At 76.2% G+C, this 17,983-nt stretch carries 13 protein-coding genes; 5 read left to right on the top strand and 8 right to left on the bottom strand.

Features of this window, described 5'->3' with window-relative positions; genetic code table 11:
• Positions 1-81: 81 nt before the first annotated feature.
• From ACIQ9P_RS33930 to ACIQ9P_RS33945, 4 genes are all read right to left on the bottom strand, one after another.
• Complete coding sequence (locus ACIQ9P_RS33930) at positions 82-621, bottom strand: hypothetical protein (protein ID WP_402365093.1); 540 nt, start codon at positions 619-621, stop codon at positions 82-84.
• Between the two features lie 121 nt (positions 622-742).
• Positions 743-2,620 (bottom strand): cytochrome c oxidase subunit I, encoded by a 1,878-nt coding sequence (ctaD, locus tag ACIQ9P_RS33935; RefSeq protein ID WP_402365095.1) that lies wholly within the window; start codon positions 2,618-2,620, stop codon positions 743-745.
• 364 nt (positions 2,621-2,984) lie between these two features.
• The gene (locus ACIQ9P_RS33940) at positions 2,985-3,410 is read right to left on the bottom strand and encodes a pyridoxamine 5'-phosphate oxidase family protein (RefSeq protein ID WP_402365176.1); all 426 of its coding nucleotides are present in this window, start codon (positions 3,408-3,410) and stop codon (positions 2,985-2,987) included.
• A gap of 110 nt (positions 3,411-3,520) precedes the next feature.
• Positions 3,521-4,324, bottom strand: coding sequence for a sigma 54 modulation/S30EA ribosomal C-terminal domain-containing protein (locus ACIQ9P_RS33945; protein WP_402365178.1), 804 nt, complete (start codon positions 4,322-4,324; stop codon positions 3,521-3,523).
• Positions 4,325-4,640: 316 nt separating this feature from the next.
• On the opposite strand from ACIQ9P_RS33945, the gene ACIQ9P_RS33950 reads away from it, so the two are divergent.
• The 4 genes from ACIQ9P_RS33950 (at position 4,641) to ACIQ9P_RS33965 (ending at position 12,827) form a co-directional block, all read left to right on the top strand.
• Positions 4,641-5,285: a class I SAM-dependent methyltransferase gene (locus ACIQ9P_RS33950; RefSeq protein ID WP_402365096.1), complete on the top strand. Its 645-nt coding sequence runs from the start codon at positions 4,641-4,643 to the stop codon at positions 5,283-5,285.
• Positions 5,286-5,912: 627 nt separating this feature from the next.
• On the top strand, positions 5,913-8,990 hold the full coding sequence (locus ACIQ9P_RS33955) for a type 2 lanthipeptide synthetase LanM family protein (protein WP_402365098.1): 3,078 nt from the start codon (positions 5,913-5,915) through the stop codon (positions 8,988-8,990).
• Between the two features lie 220 nt (positions 8,991-9,210).
• The gene (locus ACIQ9P_RS33960) at positions 9,211-9,402 is read left to right on the top strand and encodes a hypothetical protein (protein WP_402365100.1); all 192 of its coding nucleotides are present in this window, start codon (positions 9,211-9,213) and stop codon (positions 9,400-9,402) included.
• Between the two features lie 323 nt (positions 9,403-9,725).
• A complete protein-coding gene (locus ACIQ9P_RS33965; RefSeq protein WP_402365102.1) occupies positions 9,726-12,827 on the top strand; it encodes an AAA family ATPase in 3,102 nt (1,033 codons plus the stop codon).
• Between the two features lie 103 nt (positions 12,828-12,930).
• Here the strand turns inward: ACIQ9P_RS33965 and ACIQ9P_RS33970 are convergent, their stop codons facing one another.
• Complete coding sequence (locus ACIQ9P_RS33970; protein WP_402365104.1) at positions 12,931-13,851, bottom strand: virginiamycin B lyase; 921 nt, start codon at positions 13,849-13,851, stop codon at positions 12,931-12,933.
• Between the two features lie 132 nt (positions 13,852-13,983).
• Here ACIQ9P_RS33970 and ACIQ9P_RS33975 point away from each other — a divergent pair, with 132 nt between their 5' ends.
• Positions 13,984-14,556 carry a hypothetical protein gene (locus tag ACIQ9P_RS33975; protein WP_402365106.1) on the top strand — a complete coding sequence of 191 codons (573 nt, stop codon included), beginning with the start codon at positions 13,984-13,986 and terminating at the stop codon, positions 14,554-14,556.
• Here ACIQ9P_RS33975 and ACIQ9P_RS33980 read toward each other — a convergent pair.
• The 3 genes from ACIQ9P_RS33980 to ACIQ9P_RS33990 all read right to left on the bottom strand — a co-directional run bounded on the left by ACIQ9P_RS33980 (position 14,547) and on the right by ACIQ9P_RS33990 (position 17,897).
• Entirely contained in the window at positions 14,547-15,761 is a 1,215-nt protein-coding gene (locus ACIQ9P_RS33980; RefSeq protein ID WP_402365108.1) for an AI-2E family transporter, read from the bottom strand. The two genes, ACIQ9P_RS33975 and ACIQ9P_RS33980, sit on opposite strands and share 10 nt — an antisense overlap.
• Before the next feature lie 250 nt (positions 15,762-16,011).
• A complete protein-coding gene (locus ACIQ9P_RS33985; RefSeq protein ID WP_402365110.1) occupies positions 16,012-17,187 on the bottom strand; it encodes a winged helix DNA-binding domain-containing protein in 1,176 nt (391 codons plus the stop codon).
• The gene (locus ACIQ9P_RS33990) at positions 17,184-17,897 is read right to left on the bottom strand and encodes a glycerophosphodiester phosphodiesterase (RefSeq protein ID WP_402365112.1); all 714 of its coding nucleotides are present in this window, start codon (positions 17,895-17,897) and stop codon (positions 17,184-17,186) included. The genes ACIQ9P_RS33985 and ACIQ9P_RS33990 overlap by 4 nt, the downstream gene beginning before the upstream one ends.
• Positions 17,898-17,983: the final 86 nt, after the last annotated feature.

Below are 17,983 nucleotides of genomic sequence, written 5' to 3' on the forward strand. Positions count from 1 at the left end.
GGGCGGTCCCACGGCGGACTGATGGACATCCGGGCCCGGAGTTCCTCGGAAAGGGTACGGCGGGCGGACGGTGACGATGCGTCAGGGTCGGTGCCGATGGGATTCGCCGAGGCCGAGGAGCAGGAACACGGTGGAGACGGCGAGCGCGCTGCCCACCGCGGCGGCCAGGCGCGGTGCGAGCGGGCCGCCGCCGGAGAGCAGGATCGAGGCGGCGGCGAGCGAGGAGGTCACCAGGCCGACGAGCAGCCAGCCGAGCAGGGCCCGCGCGGCCGGGGGGCGGGCAGTCGTCCGGGGTACCGGGAGCGGTTCGAGCAGGGCCCAGCGTTCGGCCTCCTCCCGTTGTTCGGAGCGTTGTTGGAGCTGGGAGCGGATCCGGATCAGGACGCCGACGACGAGGCCGGCGAGCGCGACCTGCGCGGCGGGCTGCCAGGCGGGCACGGCCAGCAGCAGTCCGCCGGCCAGGGCCAGGCAGGCCCACCAGGTGACACAGGCGGCCGCGGCGGTGCGGGCCGAACGGGGGCGGTCCTCGCCGGCCTGGAGGTCGGCGATGGCGGGCAGATACCAGACGCAGCCGGACGCGGTGATCGCGGCGGTGCCGATGGCCGGGACGAGATGGGACACGGTTCCGTCCACTCCTTCTGAACGTCGGTGGGAGGGAGCCGCTCCCGCCCGCCCGGGGGTGGCGACACGCGGGCGGGAGCGGCGTTCGGGGGCCGGCACGGCGGCCGGACCGGGTGAGCCGTCAGTCCGAACGGCCGGCGCTTCCGGCCCGGTCGCCATGATCGACCTGATCGACCTGATCGGCCAGATCGGCTCGGTCGGCATGATCGACCCGGTCGGTGCGGCCGCCCTGGTCGGCGGAGCGCCCGCGACGCGGCAGCGGGGCGTCGTACACGACCGGGGCGACGCCGACCAGGTGCTTGGCGGGCTCACCGTGATAGTCCAGGTGGTCGCGGGCGGCGATGTCCGGGTGGTGCAGGTCGAAGGCCGGGGATTCGGAGCGGATCCGGGGCAGGGAGGCGAAGTTGTGCCGCGGCGGCGGGCAGGAGGTCGCCCACTCCAGCGAACGGCCCCAGCCCCACGGGTCGTCGGACTCGACCTTCTCGCCGTACTTCGCCGTCTTCCACACGTTGTAGAGGAACGGCAGGATCGACAGGCCGAGCAGGAACGAACCGATGGTGGACAGCGTGTTGAGCGCGGTGAACCCGTCGGACGCCAGGTAGTCGGCGTAGCGGCGGGGCATGCCCGCGGCGCCGAGCCAGTGCTGCACCAGGAAGGTGGTGTGGAAGCCGACGGTGAGGGTCCAGAAGGTGACCTTGCCGAGGCGCTCGTCGAGCATCCTGCCGGTCATCTTCGGCCACCAGAAGTGGAAGCCGGCGAACATCGCGAAGACGACGGTGCCGAACAGCGTGTAGTGGAAGTGGGCGACGACGAAGTACGAGTCGGAGACGTGGAAGTCGAGCGGCGGGGCGGCGAGCAGCACGCCGGTGAGGCCGCCGAAGAGGAAGGTGACCAGGAAGCCGACCGTCCACAGCATCGGGGTCTCGAAGCTCAGCGAGCCCTTCCACATGGTGCCCACCCAGTTGAAGAACTTCACCCCGGTCGGAACGGCGATCAGGAAGGTCATGAACGAGAAGAACGGCAGCAGCACCTGTCCGGTGACGTACATGTGGTGCGCCCACACCGTCACCGACAGGCCCGCGATCGCGACGGTGGCCGCGATCAGACCCGCGTAGCCGAACATCGGCTTGCGGCTGAACACCGGGATCACCTCGGAGACGATGCCGAAGAACGGCAGCGCCAGGATGTAGACCTCGGGATGGCCGAAGAACCAGAACAGGTGCTGCCAGAGCATCGCGCCGCCGGAGGACGGGTCGAAGACGTGCGAGCCGAACTTGCGGTCGCACTCCAGCGCCAGCAGCGCGGCGGCCAGCACCGGGAAGACCAGCAGCACCAGGACCGAGGTGAGCAGCACGTTCCAGCAGAAGATGGACATCCGGAACATGGTCAGGCCGGGGGCCCGCATGCAGATGATCGTGGTGATGAAGTTGACGGCGCCGAGGATGGAACCGAAGCCGGAGAGCGTCACACCCATGATCCACATGTCGGCGCCGACACCGGGCGAGTGGACCGCGTCGGACAGCGGCGCGTAGAGGAACCAGCCGAAGTCGGCGGCGCCCTGCGGGGTGGCGAAGCCGGCGGCCGCGATCAGCGAGCCGAACATGAACAGCCAGAAGGCCAGCATGTTCAACCGGGGGAAGGCGACGTCGGGGGCGCCGATCTGCAGCGGCATGATCCAGTTGGCGAAGCCGGTGAACAGCGGCATCGCGAAGAGCAGCAGCATCACCGAACCGTGCATGGTGAAGGCTTGGTTGAACTGCTCGTTGGAGAGGATCTGCGTCCCCGGCCGGGCGAGTTCGGCGCGCATGACCAGGGCGAGGACGCCGCCGATCAGGAAGAACCCGAACGAGGACACCAGGTACATGGTGCCGATCGTCTTGTGGTCGGTGGTCGTCAGCAGCCGGACCAGGGCCGAGCCGGGCCGAGCGGCCCCGGTCTCTCCCGGTCGGACGGCGGACGGCGGCGGCGCGCTGTCGCCCTGTGCCTCGATGGCGCTCAAGGACGCACTCCTTCGAAACTTCTGCGGATGGATGGCGATCCATGATCGGAACCCAGCACCCCTGCGCCCCAGGGCCGTTGGACCCGGTGGACGGGGGCCGGTGGGCCCCGGTCCCGGGCCGCCGGGCGGGACCACCTGCCAGGACCGCCGGCCAGGACCACCACCGGCCCGGCGGCCGGGCCCGGACCGCCGCCCGCCCGCGTGCCCGCGTCCCCGCGTCCCCGCGTCCCCGCCCGGCCGCATGCCCGCCCTCCGAGCCGCCCGCCCGGCGCGGTGCACGCCGAACGGCCGGTGCGGCCGGGAGAGTCGACGCTCCCCCGACCGCACCGGCCGCACCGGACCCGGACCCGGACCCGCCCCCGGTTCAGGAGGCCGCGGCAGTCCCCGCCACCAGCCGGTACCCGGCCACCAGGTCCGGCTGGATGGCCACCATGTGGTCCATCGAGCCGTCCACCCAAGGGCTCAACAGCGCCCGGTAGCGGTCGAGTCGGGCCGGCTCGGTGACCGGCCGGGCGAAGCCGGTGACCACCACGCTCCAGCCCAGCCTGGTCACCGGGTCGATCGCGTCCGCCTCGTAGGCGACCACCACGCCGATGTCCTCGTCCCCCAGGACTGCCGCCGTGAGCGCGGCGCCCTCGTGGGTGCGGATCACCACGGTGTCGTCGACCAGGAGGTGGTTGACCGGGCGGATCGCGGGCAGCGCCCGCACCGTGAAGACGACCCGGCCGAACGGCGCGCCGCCCAGCAGCCGCAGCGCCTCGGCCCGCTCCAGCGGCACCAGTTCGCGGATCGGCGCCTCGGCCGGCGGTCGGGGGCGGACCGGGCCCGGCCGCCGGAGCGGCGGTGGCGGACCGGCGGCGCGGCGCAGCGCCCGCAGTCGGTGGCGGACGGACTCGTCGCTCACAGGGCGGCCCCGATCAGGCCGAGACCTCCGTCGAAGCGCCGGTAGAGCACCCGGCCGCGCCCCGAACCGGGCTGGGCGAAGAACAGATGGGGCAGTTCGGCGAGGGTGAGCCGTTCGACGGCCTGCTCCTCGCTCAACTCCGGCGCCCCGCAAGGGCTGAGGGTCATCGGAACGGCCGGCCGGGTGGGCGGTCCGGCGGCCACCGTGCGGGCCAGCCGGTAGCCGGTCGGGCCGACCCGGAAGACGACCGCGTCGGTCTCGGTGGCCGGGTCGGTGAACAGGTGGATGTCGTAGTCCATCGCGTCCATGGTGCGGGCCGCCGCGTCCGGGGAGCACCAGACCAGTTGCGGCCGCTTGCGCCGGACTATGCGCCCGGGGCCGGCCGGGGAGGGCGGGTCGAGTCGGGCGGCGGCCCCGGGACCGCCCCGGCCACCGGCTCCGGCGGCCGCCGGCAGTCCCCGGGTGCGCGTCCGGCGCGGCCACGGCCGGGGCGTCCACCCGGCGGTGACGGCGGTCATCCGGGTCCGCAGCCCGTCCGCGAGTCGGTCCAGTGCCTCGCCGAGGTCGGCAGCGGCCTCCTGGACGCGGATCCGCCGTCCGTCCACCTCGGCGTTCACCTGGGCCAGCACCCCGGGCGCGCCCGGGACCCAGGGCACGGTGCCCGGGGAGGCCGCCGTGCCGAGCGTCCCGATCCGGAGCCGCAACGACTCCACCAGGGCGTCCGCCCCGCCCACCACGGCGGCGATCCGGGCTCCCGCCTCGGCCGCGAAGCCCCGCGACATCCCCTCGCACACCCTCATCGTGACCAACTCGCCCACCTCAGGCCCTCTTCCCGTTCCGCCGCGCTGTCGTCCTGCCCGCGCCGACCCGCTCCCGGCGGGCCCGCACACCGGCGCGGCGCTCACGATCCCCCGCCGCCGGAGGAGCGGGAAGGGCCGAACGGCCCCATCGGCCCGCGCCCACCGGCCCGGGTACCGACCCCGCGCCCACCCCCGTCTCCCCCTGCCGCCCGGCCCCGCCGCTCCGGACTCCGGGTGCCGCCCTCGTACCGCGCCGCACGCACGCCCCACTCACCCCAGGTGCACCACCGTCACCCGGGCGTGCCATCATCGGGCCATGTCGGCACCTGACGACCAGTCCGCGTACTGGAACTCCACCGGGACCACCAAGACCTTCGGCCACCCGCTCAACGCCTCCTGGGCGGCCCGGACCGACCCCGCGGCCGCCGTGCTCGACTACGGCTGCGGTTACGGCCGGCTCGTGGGCGACCTGACCGGCCTCGGCTTCCGCGACGTCGAGGGTGTGGACGTCGCCCCCGAGCTGATCACCCGGGCCCGCACCGAACAACCCGCCGCCCGCTTCACCGTGCTGACCGACCCGCCCCGGCTCGACCGGCCGGACGGCGGCTACGACGCGGCCTTCCTGTTCGCCGTCCTCACCTGCGTGCCCGACGACGACGCCCAGCGCGCCCTGGTCGCCGAGCTGCACCGGGTCCTGCGACCGGGCGGGCTGCTGCACGTCAGCGACTACGTGCTCCAGCCGGACGAGCGGAACCAGGAGCGCTACCGGCGCTTCGAGCCGCGCTTCGGCCGGTTCGGCGTGTTCGAGACCGACGACGGGGCGGTCTGCCGCCACCACACCCGGGACTGGCTGGACGGGCTGTTCGCCGGCTTCGCCCCGGTGGACGCGCGGGAGCTCCCGGTACTCACCATGAACGGGCGCCCCGCCACGGCCACCCAACTCCTCCTCGCCCGCCGTTAGCGGACGTCCGGACCCCCGGGCGGGGTCCGTCCGAGGTCCGTCAGGGCTCCGGCCGGACCGGACCCGGCTATCCGGAACGCCCCCTCCATCGGCGGGGGTCCGGCGGATCGTGCGGGCCGAGCGGCACAAAGATGGGGGCACGTCCCCCATGCCCCGGCAACCGCCCCAACGACAGGATCAGCAACGAGGGCAGCGCCTTCGACGGCAGCGCGGCCCTCTCCCGGCATCGGAGGTGCGGTGGTGGCAGAGGTGAACGCCGTGCGCAGCACGCGCCCCGACGGGGGCGCAGGACCGGTTCAGGGCCCGGTCGCAACGGCGGTTCCCGCGGCCATACCGTTCCCGCACACTCCGATGCCCGGCGACTTCCCCGCACCGGTCCCCGGAGCCGCACGACCCGCAGGAGCCGCACGATCCGCCGTCCCCGCCGCACCCGCCCCGACGGCGGAAGCGGCGGGGACGGCGGCACCCGAACCGAACCAGCCCCACCCCTCACAGACTCCCCGCTCCCACCACGCCCGTCTCCGGTCCCCCCGTGCCGGCGGCCCGCCGTGGTGGGAGCGGGGACTGACACCGGGCCGGCCCGCGCCCGCCACCCGCCCGGACTGGGCCGCGTTCACCGAGGCCGCGGTGGCCGCCGCGCCCGTCCGCCCGGTCGTGCCGCGCGCCGCCTACCCGGGCCTGAGCGGCTTCGCGCTCGTCCTCCAGCCCTTCGCCGACCGCGCGCAGGTCCGGCTGCTGACCGCGCTCACCCCCGCCGTACGGGCGGCCGACCAGGCGGGCCGGATCGACCTGCCCGCGCTGCGCGCCGAGTTCACGGCGCGGCTCACCGAACGGCTGGCCCGGACCGCCGCCCGCACCCTCGTCCTGGAGCTCCACACGGCCCGGGCGGCCGGACGGCTGGCCGGCGGCACCCCGCAGGAGCGGTTCCGCTCGTTCCTCGCGCTCACCGCCCGCCGCGAGGGCCTGGCCGCGCTGTTGCGCGACTACCCGGTCCTGGCCCGGTTGCTCGCCCGCGCCTGTCTCGACGCCGCCGACGCCCACGCCGAACTGCTGGACCGCTTCGCCACCGACCGGGCGCTGCTGGTCGCCGGGCTGCTGCGCGGCCGCGACCCGGGCTCACTGCTGGCGGTCACGGCCGACGCCGGCGACCGCCACCGGCGCGGCCGGGCCGTCGCCCTGCTGCACTTCGCCAACGGCGCCGCCGTCGTCCACCGCCCCCGGCCGGCCGCCGCGCACCGGCACTTCAACACCCTCCTCGGCTGGTACGCCGCCCAGCCCGGGGTGCCCCGGCTGCGGGCGCTCGGCCTGCTCGACCGGGGCACCCACGGCTGGACCGAGTTCGCCGAGGCCCGGCCCTGCCTGACCCACTACGACGTCGAGCGGTTCTACCGGCGGCAGGGCGCGCTGCTCGCGCTGCTGCACGTCCTGGACGGCACCGACACGCACTTCGAGAACCTGGTCGCGTGCGGGGACCATCCGGTCCTGGTGGACGTCGAGACGCTGTTCCACCCGCCGGCGGGCGAGCCCCGCCCCGGCCCGGACACCGACACCACTGGCACCGCCGGTACCGCCACCGCCGATGCCGCGGACCCCGACGAGGACCCGGCGGCCCGCGCGCTCGCCGAGTCCGTCCACCGCGTCGGCCTGCTGCCGCAGCTGCTGATCGGCGACGACGGCGCCGCTGACGTCTCCGGCATCGGCGGCGGCGCCACCGGACGGCGGCTCTCCCCGGTCGACGGCGTGGACTGGGCCGGCGCCGGCACCGACGAGATGCGGCTGGTGCGCCGCCCGCGCCCGTTCGGCGCCGCGCACAACCGGCCCTGGCTCGGCGGCGCCCAGGTCGAGCCCGCCGAGCACACCGAGGCCCTGGTGGCCGGCTTCCGCGCCGGGTACGCGGCGCTCGCCGCCGGCCGCGACGACCTCACCGGCCCGCGCGGGCTGCTGCGCGCCTTCGCGGACGCCGAGGTGCGGGTCGTCCCCCGGGCCACCAGGGTCTACGCCCGGCTGCTGGACGAGTCCACCCACCCCGACGTGCTGCGCGAGGGCGGCGCCCGGCAGGCCGTGCTCGACCTGCTGCGCACCGACGCGGTCGACGACCCCGGCCGCCCCGGGCTGGCGGAGCACGAGATCGCCGACCTCTGGACCGGCGACGTGCCGCTGTTCACCGCCCGGCCCGGCACCCGCGACCTGTGGACCTCCGGCGGCCGCCGACTGCCCGGCGAGCTCGCCGAACCGGGGCTGGCCCGGGTCGAGGCCAAACTCGCCGCCCTCGGCGCCGTCGACCGCAAGGACCAGGAGTGGATCGTCCGCGCCGCCATGGCCGGCGCCGCCGACACCCCCGCGCACCGGCCCGGGCGTCCGGTGCCGGACAACGTCTGGGCCACCGCGCCCGAGCCCGAACGGCTGCTCGCCGCCGCCCGGGGGCTCGGCGACCAGCTCGTCGCCGCCGCCTACCAGGGCCGGTCCCGCACCAACTGGCTCGGGCTCGAACTCCTCGCCGACCGCCACTGGCGGGTCCGGCCGCTCGGCGCGGACCTCGCCGGCGGGTACACCGGCACCGCGCTCTTCCTCGCCCAGCTGGCCGCGCTCACCGGCACCGACCGCTACGCCGAGGTCGCCCGCCGGGCCCTCGCGCCCGTCCCCGGACTGCTCGACGCCCTCGGCGCCCACCCCGGCCACCCGGCCGCCGTCGGCTCAGGCGCCTTCGCCGGACTGGGCGGCATCACCTACGCGCTCGCCGAACTCGCCCGGCTCCTGGACGATCCGGCGATCGCCGCGTGGGCCGGGTCGGCGGTCGCGCTCACGGTGGCGGCGGCCGAGGGCGAGGCCGACCCGGGTGTGCACAGCGGCACCGCCGGCGGGCTCGCGGCCCTGCTCGCCGTCCACGCCGGGGCGCTGTCCGCGACCGGGGCCGCCCAGCGGGCCGGGGACGACCAGCGGACCGGGGACGACCGCGCCGGATCGATCAGCCCGGCCGAGGCGCGGGACGCCGCCGAGCGCTGCGCCGAGCGGCTCGCCGAGCGGCCCCTCCCCGCCACCGCCGGCTTCGCCCACGGATCCGCCGGCATCGGCTGGGCCCTGCTGCGCTACGCCGAGGCCACCGGCGAGCCCGCCGAGGGCCCGCACCACCGGGCCGGCCTGGCCGCCCTGCGCGCGGCCACCGCCGTCCGCTCCCGCGAGGGCTCCTGGTGCCGGGGCCGCCCCGGGATCGCGCTCGCCGTCCTCGACAGCCCGCTCGCGCTCGCGGACCGGGATCTCGCCGACTGGGCCCAACGGGCCGTCCGGAACACCGCCCGCGCCACCGCGCTCGGCGACCACAGTCTGTGCCACGGCGAGCTGGGGGTACTGGAACTGCTCGGCCGGCACGGCCCCGCCGCCGGCCGCACCCCGTGGGTCCGGCGGGCCGGCGCCCTGCTGGCCGCCGTCGACCAGGACGGCGCGCGGTCCGGCACACCCGACCACGTCGCGCACCCGGGACTGCTCACCGGCCTGGCCGGGATCGGCCACGGGCTGCTCCGCCTCGGCTTCCCCGAGCAGGTCCCGTCGGCCCTGCTGCTCCGCCCGCTCGCCCCGGCGGCGCCCCGACCCGACCGGGCGGCCCGCCGCACGGCGCGGCTCTCCGACACCGGGCTCCCCGGTCCCCCGGCCGCCGCCGGCTCCCTCCGTACCCCCGGCGGACCGCGCAGCCCGGTCGCGCTCCGCTGACCGCCCCGGCGGGCCGCCGCGGCCCCCGGTGCCCCGACCGCCCCCACATCCGCCCGGACGCTCCCCCCACGGCCGCCCGGGCGTACCGCACCGACGCACCATCAGCAGTACTGTCAGCAACCGCAGCACCCGTCCCGGCCATCCCGACCGAACCGGCGCCGCCCGCACGACGTCCTCGTTCCCGAACCATCGATCACCGTCACGAACGGAGCTCCCACCCATGCACAGCCACGACGAGCGGCTCACCCTGCCGCAATCCGCCGTCCGCCCCGGCGAGACGGCCGACCACCCGGCCGGCGAGATCCGCCTGCGCGCGGGCGGCGGTCTGGGCCTGCGTTCCCACCTGCTCGCCGGGACCGGCGGCGCCATCCCGCCGATCGTCGAGTTCCCGACCATGACCACCCCCTTCTGATGCCCCATCGGGTCTCCTGACCCGTCACCGCTCCCGTCCCTTCCGTTCGGACCCTTTCGGACTCGCTCGGACCCGTGCGGGAACGGCCGGACCCTGTGTGCCACCACCGGCCCGACCGGCCGGACCGTCCGCCGCCGAGGACCGGGCAGCCCCTCGGCGGCGGACCCCGCCACCCCGCCCCACCGCCCGCGCCCGGACCGGCCGGTGGCGGCCCCGCGCCCCGATTGTGGTCGTACGGCAACCACCCGGTGTTGACACGGTGTCTGCTTCGTGACCGATTCACCGCACTTCAGAACGGAATCCCGGTCAAGTAGCCTGCGCCCATGCGCACCACGTCGTCGATCACCGTCGGCCGCGCCGCGGAGCTCGCGATGCTCGGCGGCGCGCTGGCCGCTGCCCGGCAGCGGGCCGGCGGAGCGGTCTTCCTGCTCGGTGAGGCCGGCATCGGCAAGTCCCGGCTGGCCGGGGAATGCGCCTACCACGCGTACGGGCTGGGGCTGCCGGTGCTGCGCGGACGGGGCAGTTCGACCGGCACGGTGACGCCGTTCCGCCCGTTGATCGAGGCGCTGTCCTCACGGTTCCGGGCCGCCGGACCCCCCACCGACCCCGAACTCGCCCCCTACCGCCCCGCGCTCGCCCGGCTCGTCCCCGAGTGGCGGGACGCCGCACCGGCGGCCGGCGCGGGCGCCTACCCGGAGACCGTGGTCGAGCTGGCCGAGGCCCTGCTCCGACTGCTCGCGGTGCTCGGCCGCGACCAGGGCTGCGTCCTGCTGCTGGAGGACCTCCACGACACCGACGCCGAGACCGTCGCCGTCCTGGAGTACCTGGTCGACAACCTGGCGGGCCTCCCCGTCCTGCTGCTCGCGACCCTGCGGGCCGAACCGGGCCCGGCCCTGGAGCTGGTACGGGCCGCCGAACGCCGCCGCGCCGCCACCGTCGCCGAACTCCCGCCGCTGCCGCCCGCCGAGGTCGCCGCACTGGCCGCCGCCATCCTGGAGGACGGGCCCGGTGACCTGCCGGCCCCCCTGGTCGAGCACCTCGTCGAACGCGGCGACGGCTGCCCCTACCTGGTCGAGGAACTCCTCTCCGACCTGCTGGACCGGGGCGCGCTGCGACGCGCCGAGGACGACCGCTGGCTGCTGGCCGACGGCTCCCGTCCCGGCGTGCCGAGCACCATCGTCCGCAGCTGGGGCCACCGGATCGACCAACTCGACCCACAGGTGAGGGAACTGCTGCTCACGGCGGCCACCCTGGGCAGCCGGTTCTCGGTGACCACCGTCCAGCTGATCACCGGCTACGACGACCGGACCCTCTTCAGCCACCTCCGCTCGGCCTCCGAGGCCAATGTGATCGTGCCCGACGGCTCCGCACCGGACCGCTACGCCTTCCGGCACGCGCTGACCGCCGACGCCGTGACCGCGGCCCTCGCCCCCGCCGAACGCGCCGCCCTGGCCCGCCGCGCGGCCCGCGCCATCGTCCGCGCCGACCCAGAACTCGCGGACGAACGGCGCCAGTTGGTCGCCTCACTGCTCCTGGCGAGCGGTGATCGGGCCGGGGCGGCCGTGCATTTCGCGGAGGCCGGCCGGCGGGTGCTGGAGGCCGGGGCGGCCGGCTCCGCCGTGGTCCTGCTGGAACGCGCCCACGAACTCGCCGCGGACGCCGAACGGGCCCGCGTCACCGAGCGGCTGCTCCCGGCACTGGCCGAATCCGGGCAGCTGGACCGGGCGTTCGAGCTGGCTCGCACCCTGCCGCCGGTCCCGCAGCCCGGACCGGCGGCCTCCTCCGGGCCGGCCTCACCCACCGCGCCCGGTGCCGGCGAGGCGCGGCGGCCGCTCCCCACCCCGGCCGTGGAGCGCCGGATCGAGCTGCACACCCGGCTCGCCTGGGCGGCCGTGATGGCCGAACGCGGCCCGGACGCGGTGGCCCAGGTGGCCGCGGCGCGAGCGCTCACCGCGGGCCGGCCGCTCCCCGAGCAGGACGCCGCGCTGGCGGTGGTCGAGGGCCACCTCGCCCTGCTGCCGGACCACGGCCCGGCACCGACCGACAGTGGCACCGGCGCCGAAACCCCCGAGCCCGCCGCGCCCCCGGGACCGACCGCGCCCCCGGGTCCGACCGCGCCCGCCGGACCCACCGTCGCCCGCCTCGCCGAGGCCGAACGGCGCGCCCGCCGCGCCGCCGAGGTCGCCGAACGCTCCGGCCTCCCGGTGGTCGCCTGCCAGGCGTGGCAACTGCTCGCCCTGCTCGCCCGCGAACAGGGCTTCGACGCCGCCGACGCCTGCCTCGAACGCATGCTCGCCGTCGCCGAGGCCAACGCCCTGCCCGTCTGGCGGGTCGAGGCGATGCTCCGGCTCGGCGCCAACGCCTTCATGCGCACCGGCGACGGCACCCGGCTGGAACGCGCCCGGGAGGCCGCCGCCGGGCTCGGCGCGATCGTCCTCACCCAGACCCTCGACGGACTGCTCGCCATGAACGCGGTCATGCGCGGCGAGTGGCACACCGCCCGCAGCATCGTCGACCGCTGTCTCGACGCCACCGCCCGGCTGCACAACCTCGCCGCCCACCGCTACCTGCTGCTCTCCTCCGCCACCCTCGCCGCCCACCTCGGCCGCACCCGCGAGATGGAGCGCGAACTCGCCCGGTTCCGGCAGGCCGGCGGCGAGGAGTCCTTCCTCACCCCGCTGCGCTACGGACTGTGCCGGGCCGTCGGCGCGCTGCTGGCCGAGGACCGCACCGGCGCCCGGGCCGAGCTCGCCGCCGGGCTGGCCTGGGAGGAGGAGCACCCCAGCGTGTTCTACCTGGCGGGCCGGCACGGCCTGCACCCGCTGCTGGAAGTGGTCGAGGGCCGCTGGGACCGCGCCGCCCTCGACCGGGCCGCCGCCGCACCCGCCGCCGACCTGGCCTGGAACCGCCAGTTCCTGCGGTTCGCGGACGCCGTACTGCTCGGCCGCGAGGGCCGCCCCGCCGACGCAGCCCGCGCCGTCGCCGAGGCCGGCCCGGGCGCCGCGTCCTTCCCGCTGGCCCACCACCTCGCGCTGCGGCTCGCCGCCGAGGCCGCGCTCGCCGACGGCTGGGGCGACCCGGTGACCTGGCTGCGCACCGCCGAGGAGTACTTCCACCAGTTGGAGGTCCAGCCGGTGGCCGCCGCCTGCCGGACCCTGCTGCGCCGGGCCGGCGCCAGCGTCGCCCAGCACCGCGGCGGCCGCGACGCCGTCCCGGCCGGACTGCGCAGCTGCGGGGTGACGGTCCGCGAGTACGAGGTGCTCGTCCTGCTCGCCGAGCGTCCGGGCAACCAGGAACTGGCCCGCAAGCTCTCCATCTCACCGCGCACGGTGGAGAAGCACCTGGCCAGCCTCCTCGCCAAGACCGGGCGCCCGGACCGGGCCGCCCTCTGCGCCCTCGCCGGGGAACTCCGCACCGACCCGTGACGACCGGCCGGGTACGCGGTGCCCGCCGTCGTGCCCTGGGCAGTGCCCGCCGCCTTGTCCGCCGTCGTGCCCGCCGCCGTGCCCGCTGTCCTGTCCTGCGGAGCTAGCCGACCAGTCGGGCGATCGCGCCCAGCTCCAGGGCGACGTGGACGGTGCCGTCCGGGGTGACGGCGATGCCGTGCGGTTCGGCGGCCGGGCCCCCGCCGTCCGGCTCCGAGCCGCCGTCCGGACCGGAACCGCCGTTCAGCCCGTACCCGGTGTACGCGCCGTCGGACGTGAGGGAGCCGATCCGGCCGGCGGCCCACTCGGTGAACCAGAGCCGGCCGTCCGGGCCCGTGGTGACGGCGTGCGGGCGGGCCTCGCGATCGGGCAGCGGGTACTCCGTCACCTCGCCGTCCACGCTGATCCGGCCCACCTGGCCGGCGCCGATCTCGACGAACCAGACGGCGCCGTCGGGGCCCGCCGTGATGCCGACCGGGGCCGCGCCCCCGGTGGGCAGCGGGTGCAGGCTCGTCCGGCCCTCGACGGTGATCCGCCCGATCGCGTTCCCCTGGTTGAGGGTGAACCACAGCGCGCCGTCCGACCCGGCGGCGATCATCGAGGGGAAGGCGCCCGCCACCGGCAGCGGGTACTCGGTGACCTCGCCGTCGACCGTGATCCGCCCGATCCGGTCCCCGCTCATCTCCGTGAACCACAGCGCGCCGTCCGGTCCGGCCGCGAGGCCGTAGGGCCCGCAGTCCGCGGTCGGGAGCGCGAACGAGGAAGCCTCGCCGTCCACGGTGATCCGGCCGATCCGGTGGTCCCGCATCCGGGTGAACCAGAGGGCCCCGTCCGGCCCCGCCACGATCACCGCGGGACCGCAGTCCGGGCGGTCGAGGGGGTAGCGGGTCACCGTCCCGTCCGCCGCCAGCCGCCCGACCTCCCCGGCGTGCACCAGCGTGAACCACACCCCGCCGTCGGGCCCGACCGCCACCCCGTACGGCCCGGCCGCACCGTCCGACACCACGACCCGTTCGATCACCATCGGCTTTCCCACCCCGTTCTCTTGACACTTCGACAGTAGAACCGTGCGCGAAGCACTCTCCCCCACCCGTCCCGCCAGGGGCAAGCCACCACCCGCGGCCCACTGTCGGTGGGGTGGCCTACCGTCCTCGGCATGGGTATCTATCTGGTGAGTGTCGAGGCCGACGACTGGCTCGACGAGGAAGTCCTCGGGCCGGTCGCCCGGGAGCTCGACGCGGTTCTGGCCGGGCGGGGGCTGTCGCCGTTCGTGTGCCCGCCGACGAGGGATTTCCGGGCCGGATCGGGGCAGCACTTCGAGGAGAAGCTCTACCGGCCGATAGCCGGCTTCGAAGCGTTCTGCCGGCAGTTGGGGGACGGCACCCTGGAGGCCCTGCTCGGCTGGGACGTCCTGCTCCCGATGGAGCTGGAGACGCCGGTGCTGCTGCCGGTGGAGTGCGCCTACAACGACATGACGGCGGTCGGCGACGCGCACCGGACGCTCGCCGCCGCCCGGCAGCTCGCCGACCTGCTCGCGCTGCCGCCCGGCATTCCCGAGCACTGCGACAACCTGGAGATCGGCCGGTGGTTCGACACCCGCGCGGCCGCCGTGGCCGCCGTCTCCCCGGGGCCCTGGACGGCGGACCTGGACACCGCCTTCCACGCCGCGGTGTTCCTGCGCGCCGCCGAGTACACGCTGCGGAGCGGCCGTCCGCTCGCCTACTCCTGACGGACCTCCGGGCCCGTGGCCGGGGTCGGCGCGGGTGTCGGGGCCGGAGCGGGGGTCGGGGGCGGAGCTGAGTCCGGAGGCGGGCCGCCGCCGGGTGACGCCCCGCCGTCCCGGTCCCCTCGGCGGCCCCGCCCGGGAGCGCCGCGCAGCACGGAGACGACACCGAGCCCGGCGGCGCAGACCGGCACCGCCAGCAGGGCGCCGATGATGCCGGCGATCCCCGCGCCCGCCACCACCGCGACCATGATGGTGCCCGGGTGGAGCTCCACGGTGCGGCTCTGGATCACCGGCTGGAGGATGTTGCCCTCGATGGCCTGGACGGCGACGACGACGCCGAGCGCCCACAGCGCCGTGCCGAGCCCGCCGTCGGCGAGGGCGACCAGGACGGCCACGGCCCCGGACAGGAAGGCCCCGACGAACGGGATGTAGGCGCCCATGAAGACCAGGGCGCCCAGTCCGGGCGCGCCGGGGACGCCGAGGACGAGCAGGCCGACGGTGATGCACAGGGCGTCGATCAGCGCGATCAGGGTGGTGCCGCGCATGAAGCCGGCCATCGCGTCGAAGGCGCGCTCGCCGCAGAGCACGACGGTCTCCGCGCTGCGGGCGGGCAGGTAGGAGCGGATCACCTCGCCGGTGCGGTGGCCGTCCCGCAGGAAGAAGAAGACCAGGGCGAGGGCCAGGACGCCGCCGGTGGCGATCTGGGTGGCCAGGCCGAGACCGGAGAGCACGCCGTTGGTGAGTGTCGAGACCAGTTGGTCGGTCTCGCCCTGGGCGTTGTCCAGCACGTGCCGGAGCTTCTCGCCGAACGGGCCGAGCCACCCGGCGAGGCGGTCGCCCGCCTCCTGCAGCGCGTCGGCGATCTGTGGGGCGCTGTGCACCAGCGAGTTGACCAGCAGGGCGATCACAGCGCCCACGGCGGTGACCAGGACGGCGCAGGTGAGCCCGGCGGCGACCGAGCGGCTGACCCCGCGCCGGACCATCCACGGCATCACCGGGTAGAGCAGCGAGGTGCCCAGCAGGGCCAGGATGACGGGCACGGTCGCGGCCCGCAGTTCGACCAGGGCGAAGACGACCAGCGAGGCGACGGTGATGAGCAGTACGACCGCCGCGGACCAGGCGGCGGCCGCCCGGACGGACGGCGGCAGCATGAGGTAGGGGCGGCGGTGGTCGACCGGCCGCGGCTCGGGTGGGTTCTCCCCCGGCATCCGTTCCTCCCGTCATCCGCCTTCCGCCCCCGTCGGGCGATCGGTGCAGGTGAGCCCCATCCCAACAGATGATCAGATCGAACGCGCGCTGTGCGGCCGCCGCCCGGGGCCTGGACCGATTGAAGCCAGCCCTCCGGTGCGGATACAGAGCACTCGCCGTCGAACCACCCCATTGGGTCACCCCGCCACGAACGGCCGTCCGGGGACCGGACGCCAGCGCTACCGCCGCTCTGCGCGGCCCTGCTCCCCGCTACCCCGCGGCGTCGAACCGGACCTCGCCGTCGCCGCCCGCGAAGGCGAGCACCCGTTCGGCCTCGGCCAGGGCGGCGCGCCGGTCGGACGGGTCCAGCGGCCCGCCGAACGGGCGGACCGTCAGCGACCGGGCACCGGAACGCTCCTCGACCAGCCGCCAGCTGCCGGCCACCAGGCCGTCCACCAGCAGGGAGCCGAGCACCATGCCGTTCTGGGTCATCACCCGCGGCCGGTACTCCTCGGGCAGCACCCGGGTGCGGTCGGCGTGCGACAGCAACAGGTTGTCGAACGGGGCGATCAGCCGGACCGGGGCCGACGTGTCCGGGTCGGGCCGGGGCGCCTCGGGCAGGTCGTGGAGCAGTCGGCCGTGTTCGTCCCGGAAGGTGACCAGGCGGGGGGCGAGCCGCTTCAGGACCGGGCCCAGTCCGCTGAGGCCGCACCACTTCTGCAGGTCGGCGGCGGTGGCCGGGCCGAAGGCCGCGAGGTAACGCAGGGCGAGGTCGTCGAGCGCGGGTCCGGGATCGAGCGGGAGCCCGGAATCGAGCGAGGGCCCTGGGTCGAGCGACCGGCCCAGCCAGGACTCGGCGGTGGTGTGGGCGGCCGGGCCGCCGCGGCCCCAGAGGCCGCGCGGCGGGACCTGCACCAGCGGCAGCAGGGCCCGCGCGGCCTGGGCGAGCGCGGCCGGGTCGCGGTCGGGGCGGGTGGCGGCGAGTTCGGCACCGAGCCGCTGGAAGGTGCGCGGCTCCTTCTCCACCAGGACGCGGGCCTCGGCGGCGAGCGCGTCCAGGTCGAGGCCGACCAGCCACTTGCCGAAGGCGGTGCGCAGGGTCTTGTCGAGCACCGGCTGCAGCAGCGGACGCAGGGTCAGGCAGTCCTCGGCGGTGACCAGGTGGATGGTGCCGCGCTGGAGGGCGATCCGCACCACCCGGCGGCTCTCGATCAGCTCGGTGAGGGCCTCGGGGGCGAACCCGTCGAGGCGGGACAGCAGGCCGAGGTAGGGCGGCTGCGGGGCGGCCTGGGCCTGGAGGCCGCCGAGGTGCCCGATCATGGCGATCGGGGTGACGGTGGTCCGCTCCAGCAGGTGCTGGCGGGCCAGCAGCGCCCGTCCGAGCGCCCGCTTCCCCAGTACCCCGCCCTCGGCCGGCGCGCCGCCGGGCCGCTCCCGTGCGCTCACCGGCGGCCGTCCAGGACGGCGCGCAGCAGGGCGATCCGGTTGCTGGTGATCGAGTCGACACCGGCCGCGCCCAGCTTGCGCATGGTGCGGCGCAGGTCGGCGGTCCAGGTGGAGACCTCCAGCCCGGCCCGGTGGGCGGCGGCGGTGAACTCGGGGGTGGCGAGGCCGAACGGCGGATTGACGTAGCGCGGGCGCAGGTCGTCGAGCAGCGCGCGGGCGGGCAGCCGGGGCTGCTTCCAGGTCAGCGCGATCTCGGCGCCGGGCGCGAGTGCCCGGACGGCCAGCATCGCGGTGGCCGGGCCGCAGAAGCCCACCCGCCGCTCGGCGCCGAGGCCGACGACCACCTCCCAGGTGGCGGCGACCGGGCCGGCGTCGTCGAGGTCGATGAGCAGCCGGCCGCCGGGGGTGGCGGCGGTCGTCTTCAGCGCCTCGGCGAGGGTGGGGACGCGGTACCGGCCGCCGCCGATCCCGTCGAGCTGGTCGGCGGTGAGCCGGGAGAGCGGGCGCGGGTCGTCCCAGAGCCGTTCGAGGGTCTCGTCGTGCAGCAGGACCGGGACCCGGTCGCGGGTCAGCCGGACGTCCACCTCGACGGCGTCGGCGCCGGCGGAGAACGCGGACTCGACGGAGGGGAGGGTGTTCTCGCGGTGGCGGTAGGGGTCGCCGCGGTGGGCGACGGCGAGCACGGGGCGGTGGGCGGCGGAAGCGGTCATCGGTCCGTTCATCGTTCGGCTCGTCGGCGGGAGGGGCGGGTGCGGGAGGGGCAGGTGCGGGTCGGACGGGTGCGGGTCGGACGGGT

This window comes from Kitasatospora sp. NPDC094019 (genome assembly GCF_044764505.1).
Taxonomy (GTDB): domain Bacteria; phylum Actinomycetota; class Actinomycetes; order Streptomycetales; family Streptomycetaceae; genus Kitasatospora.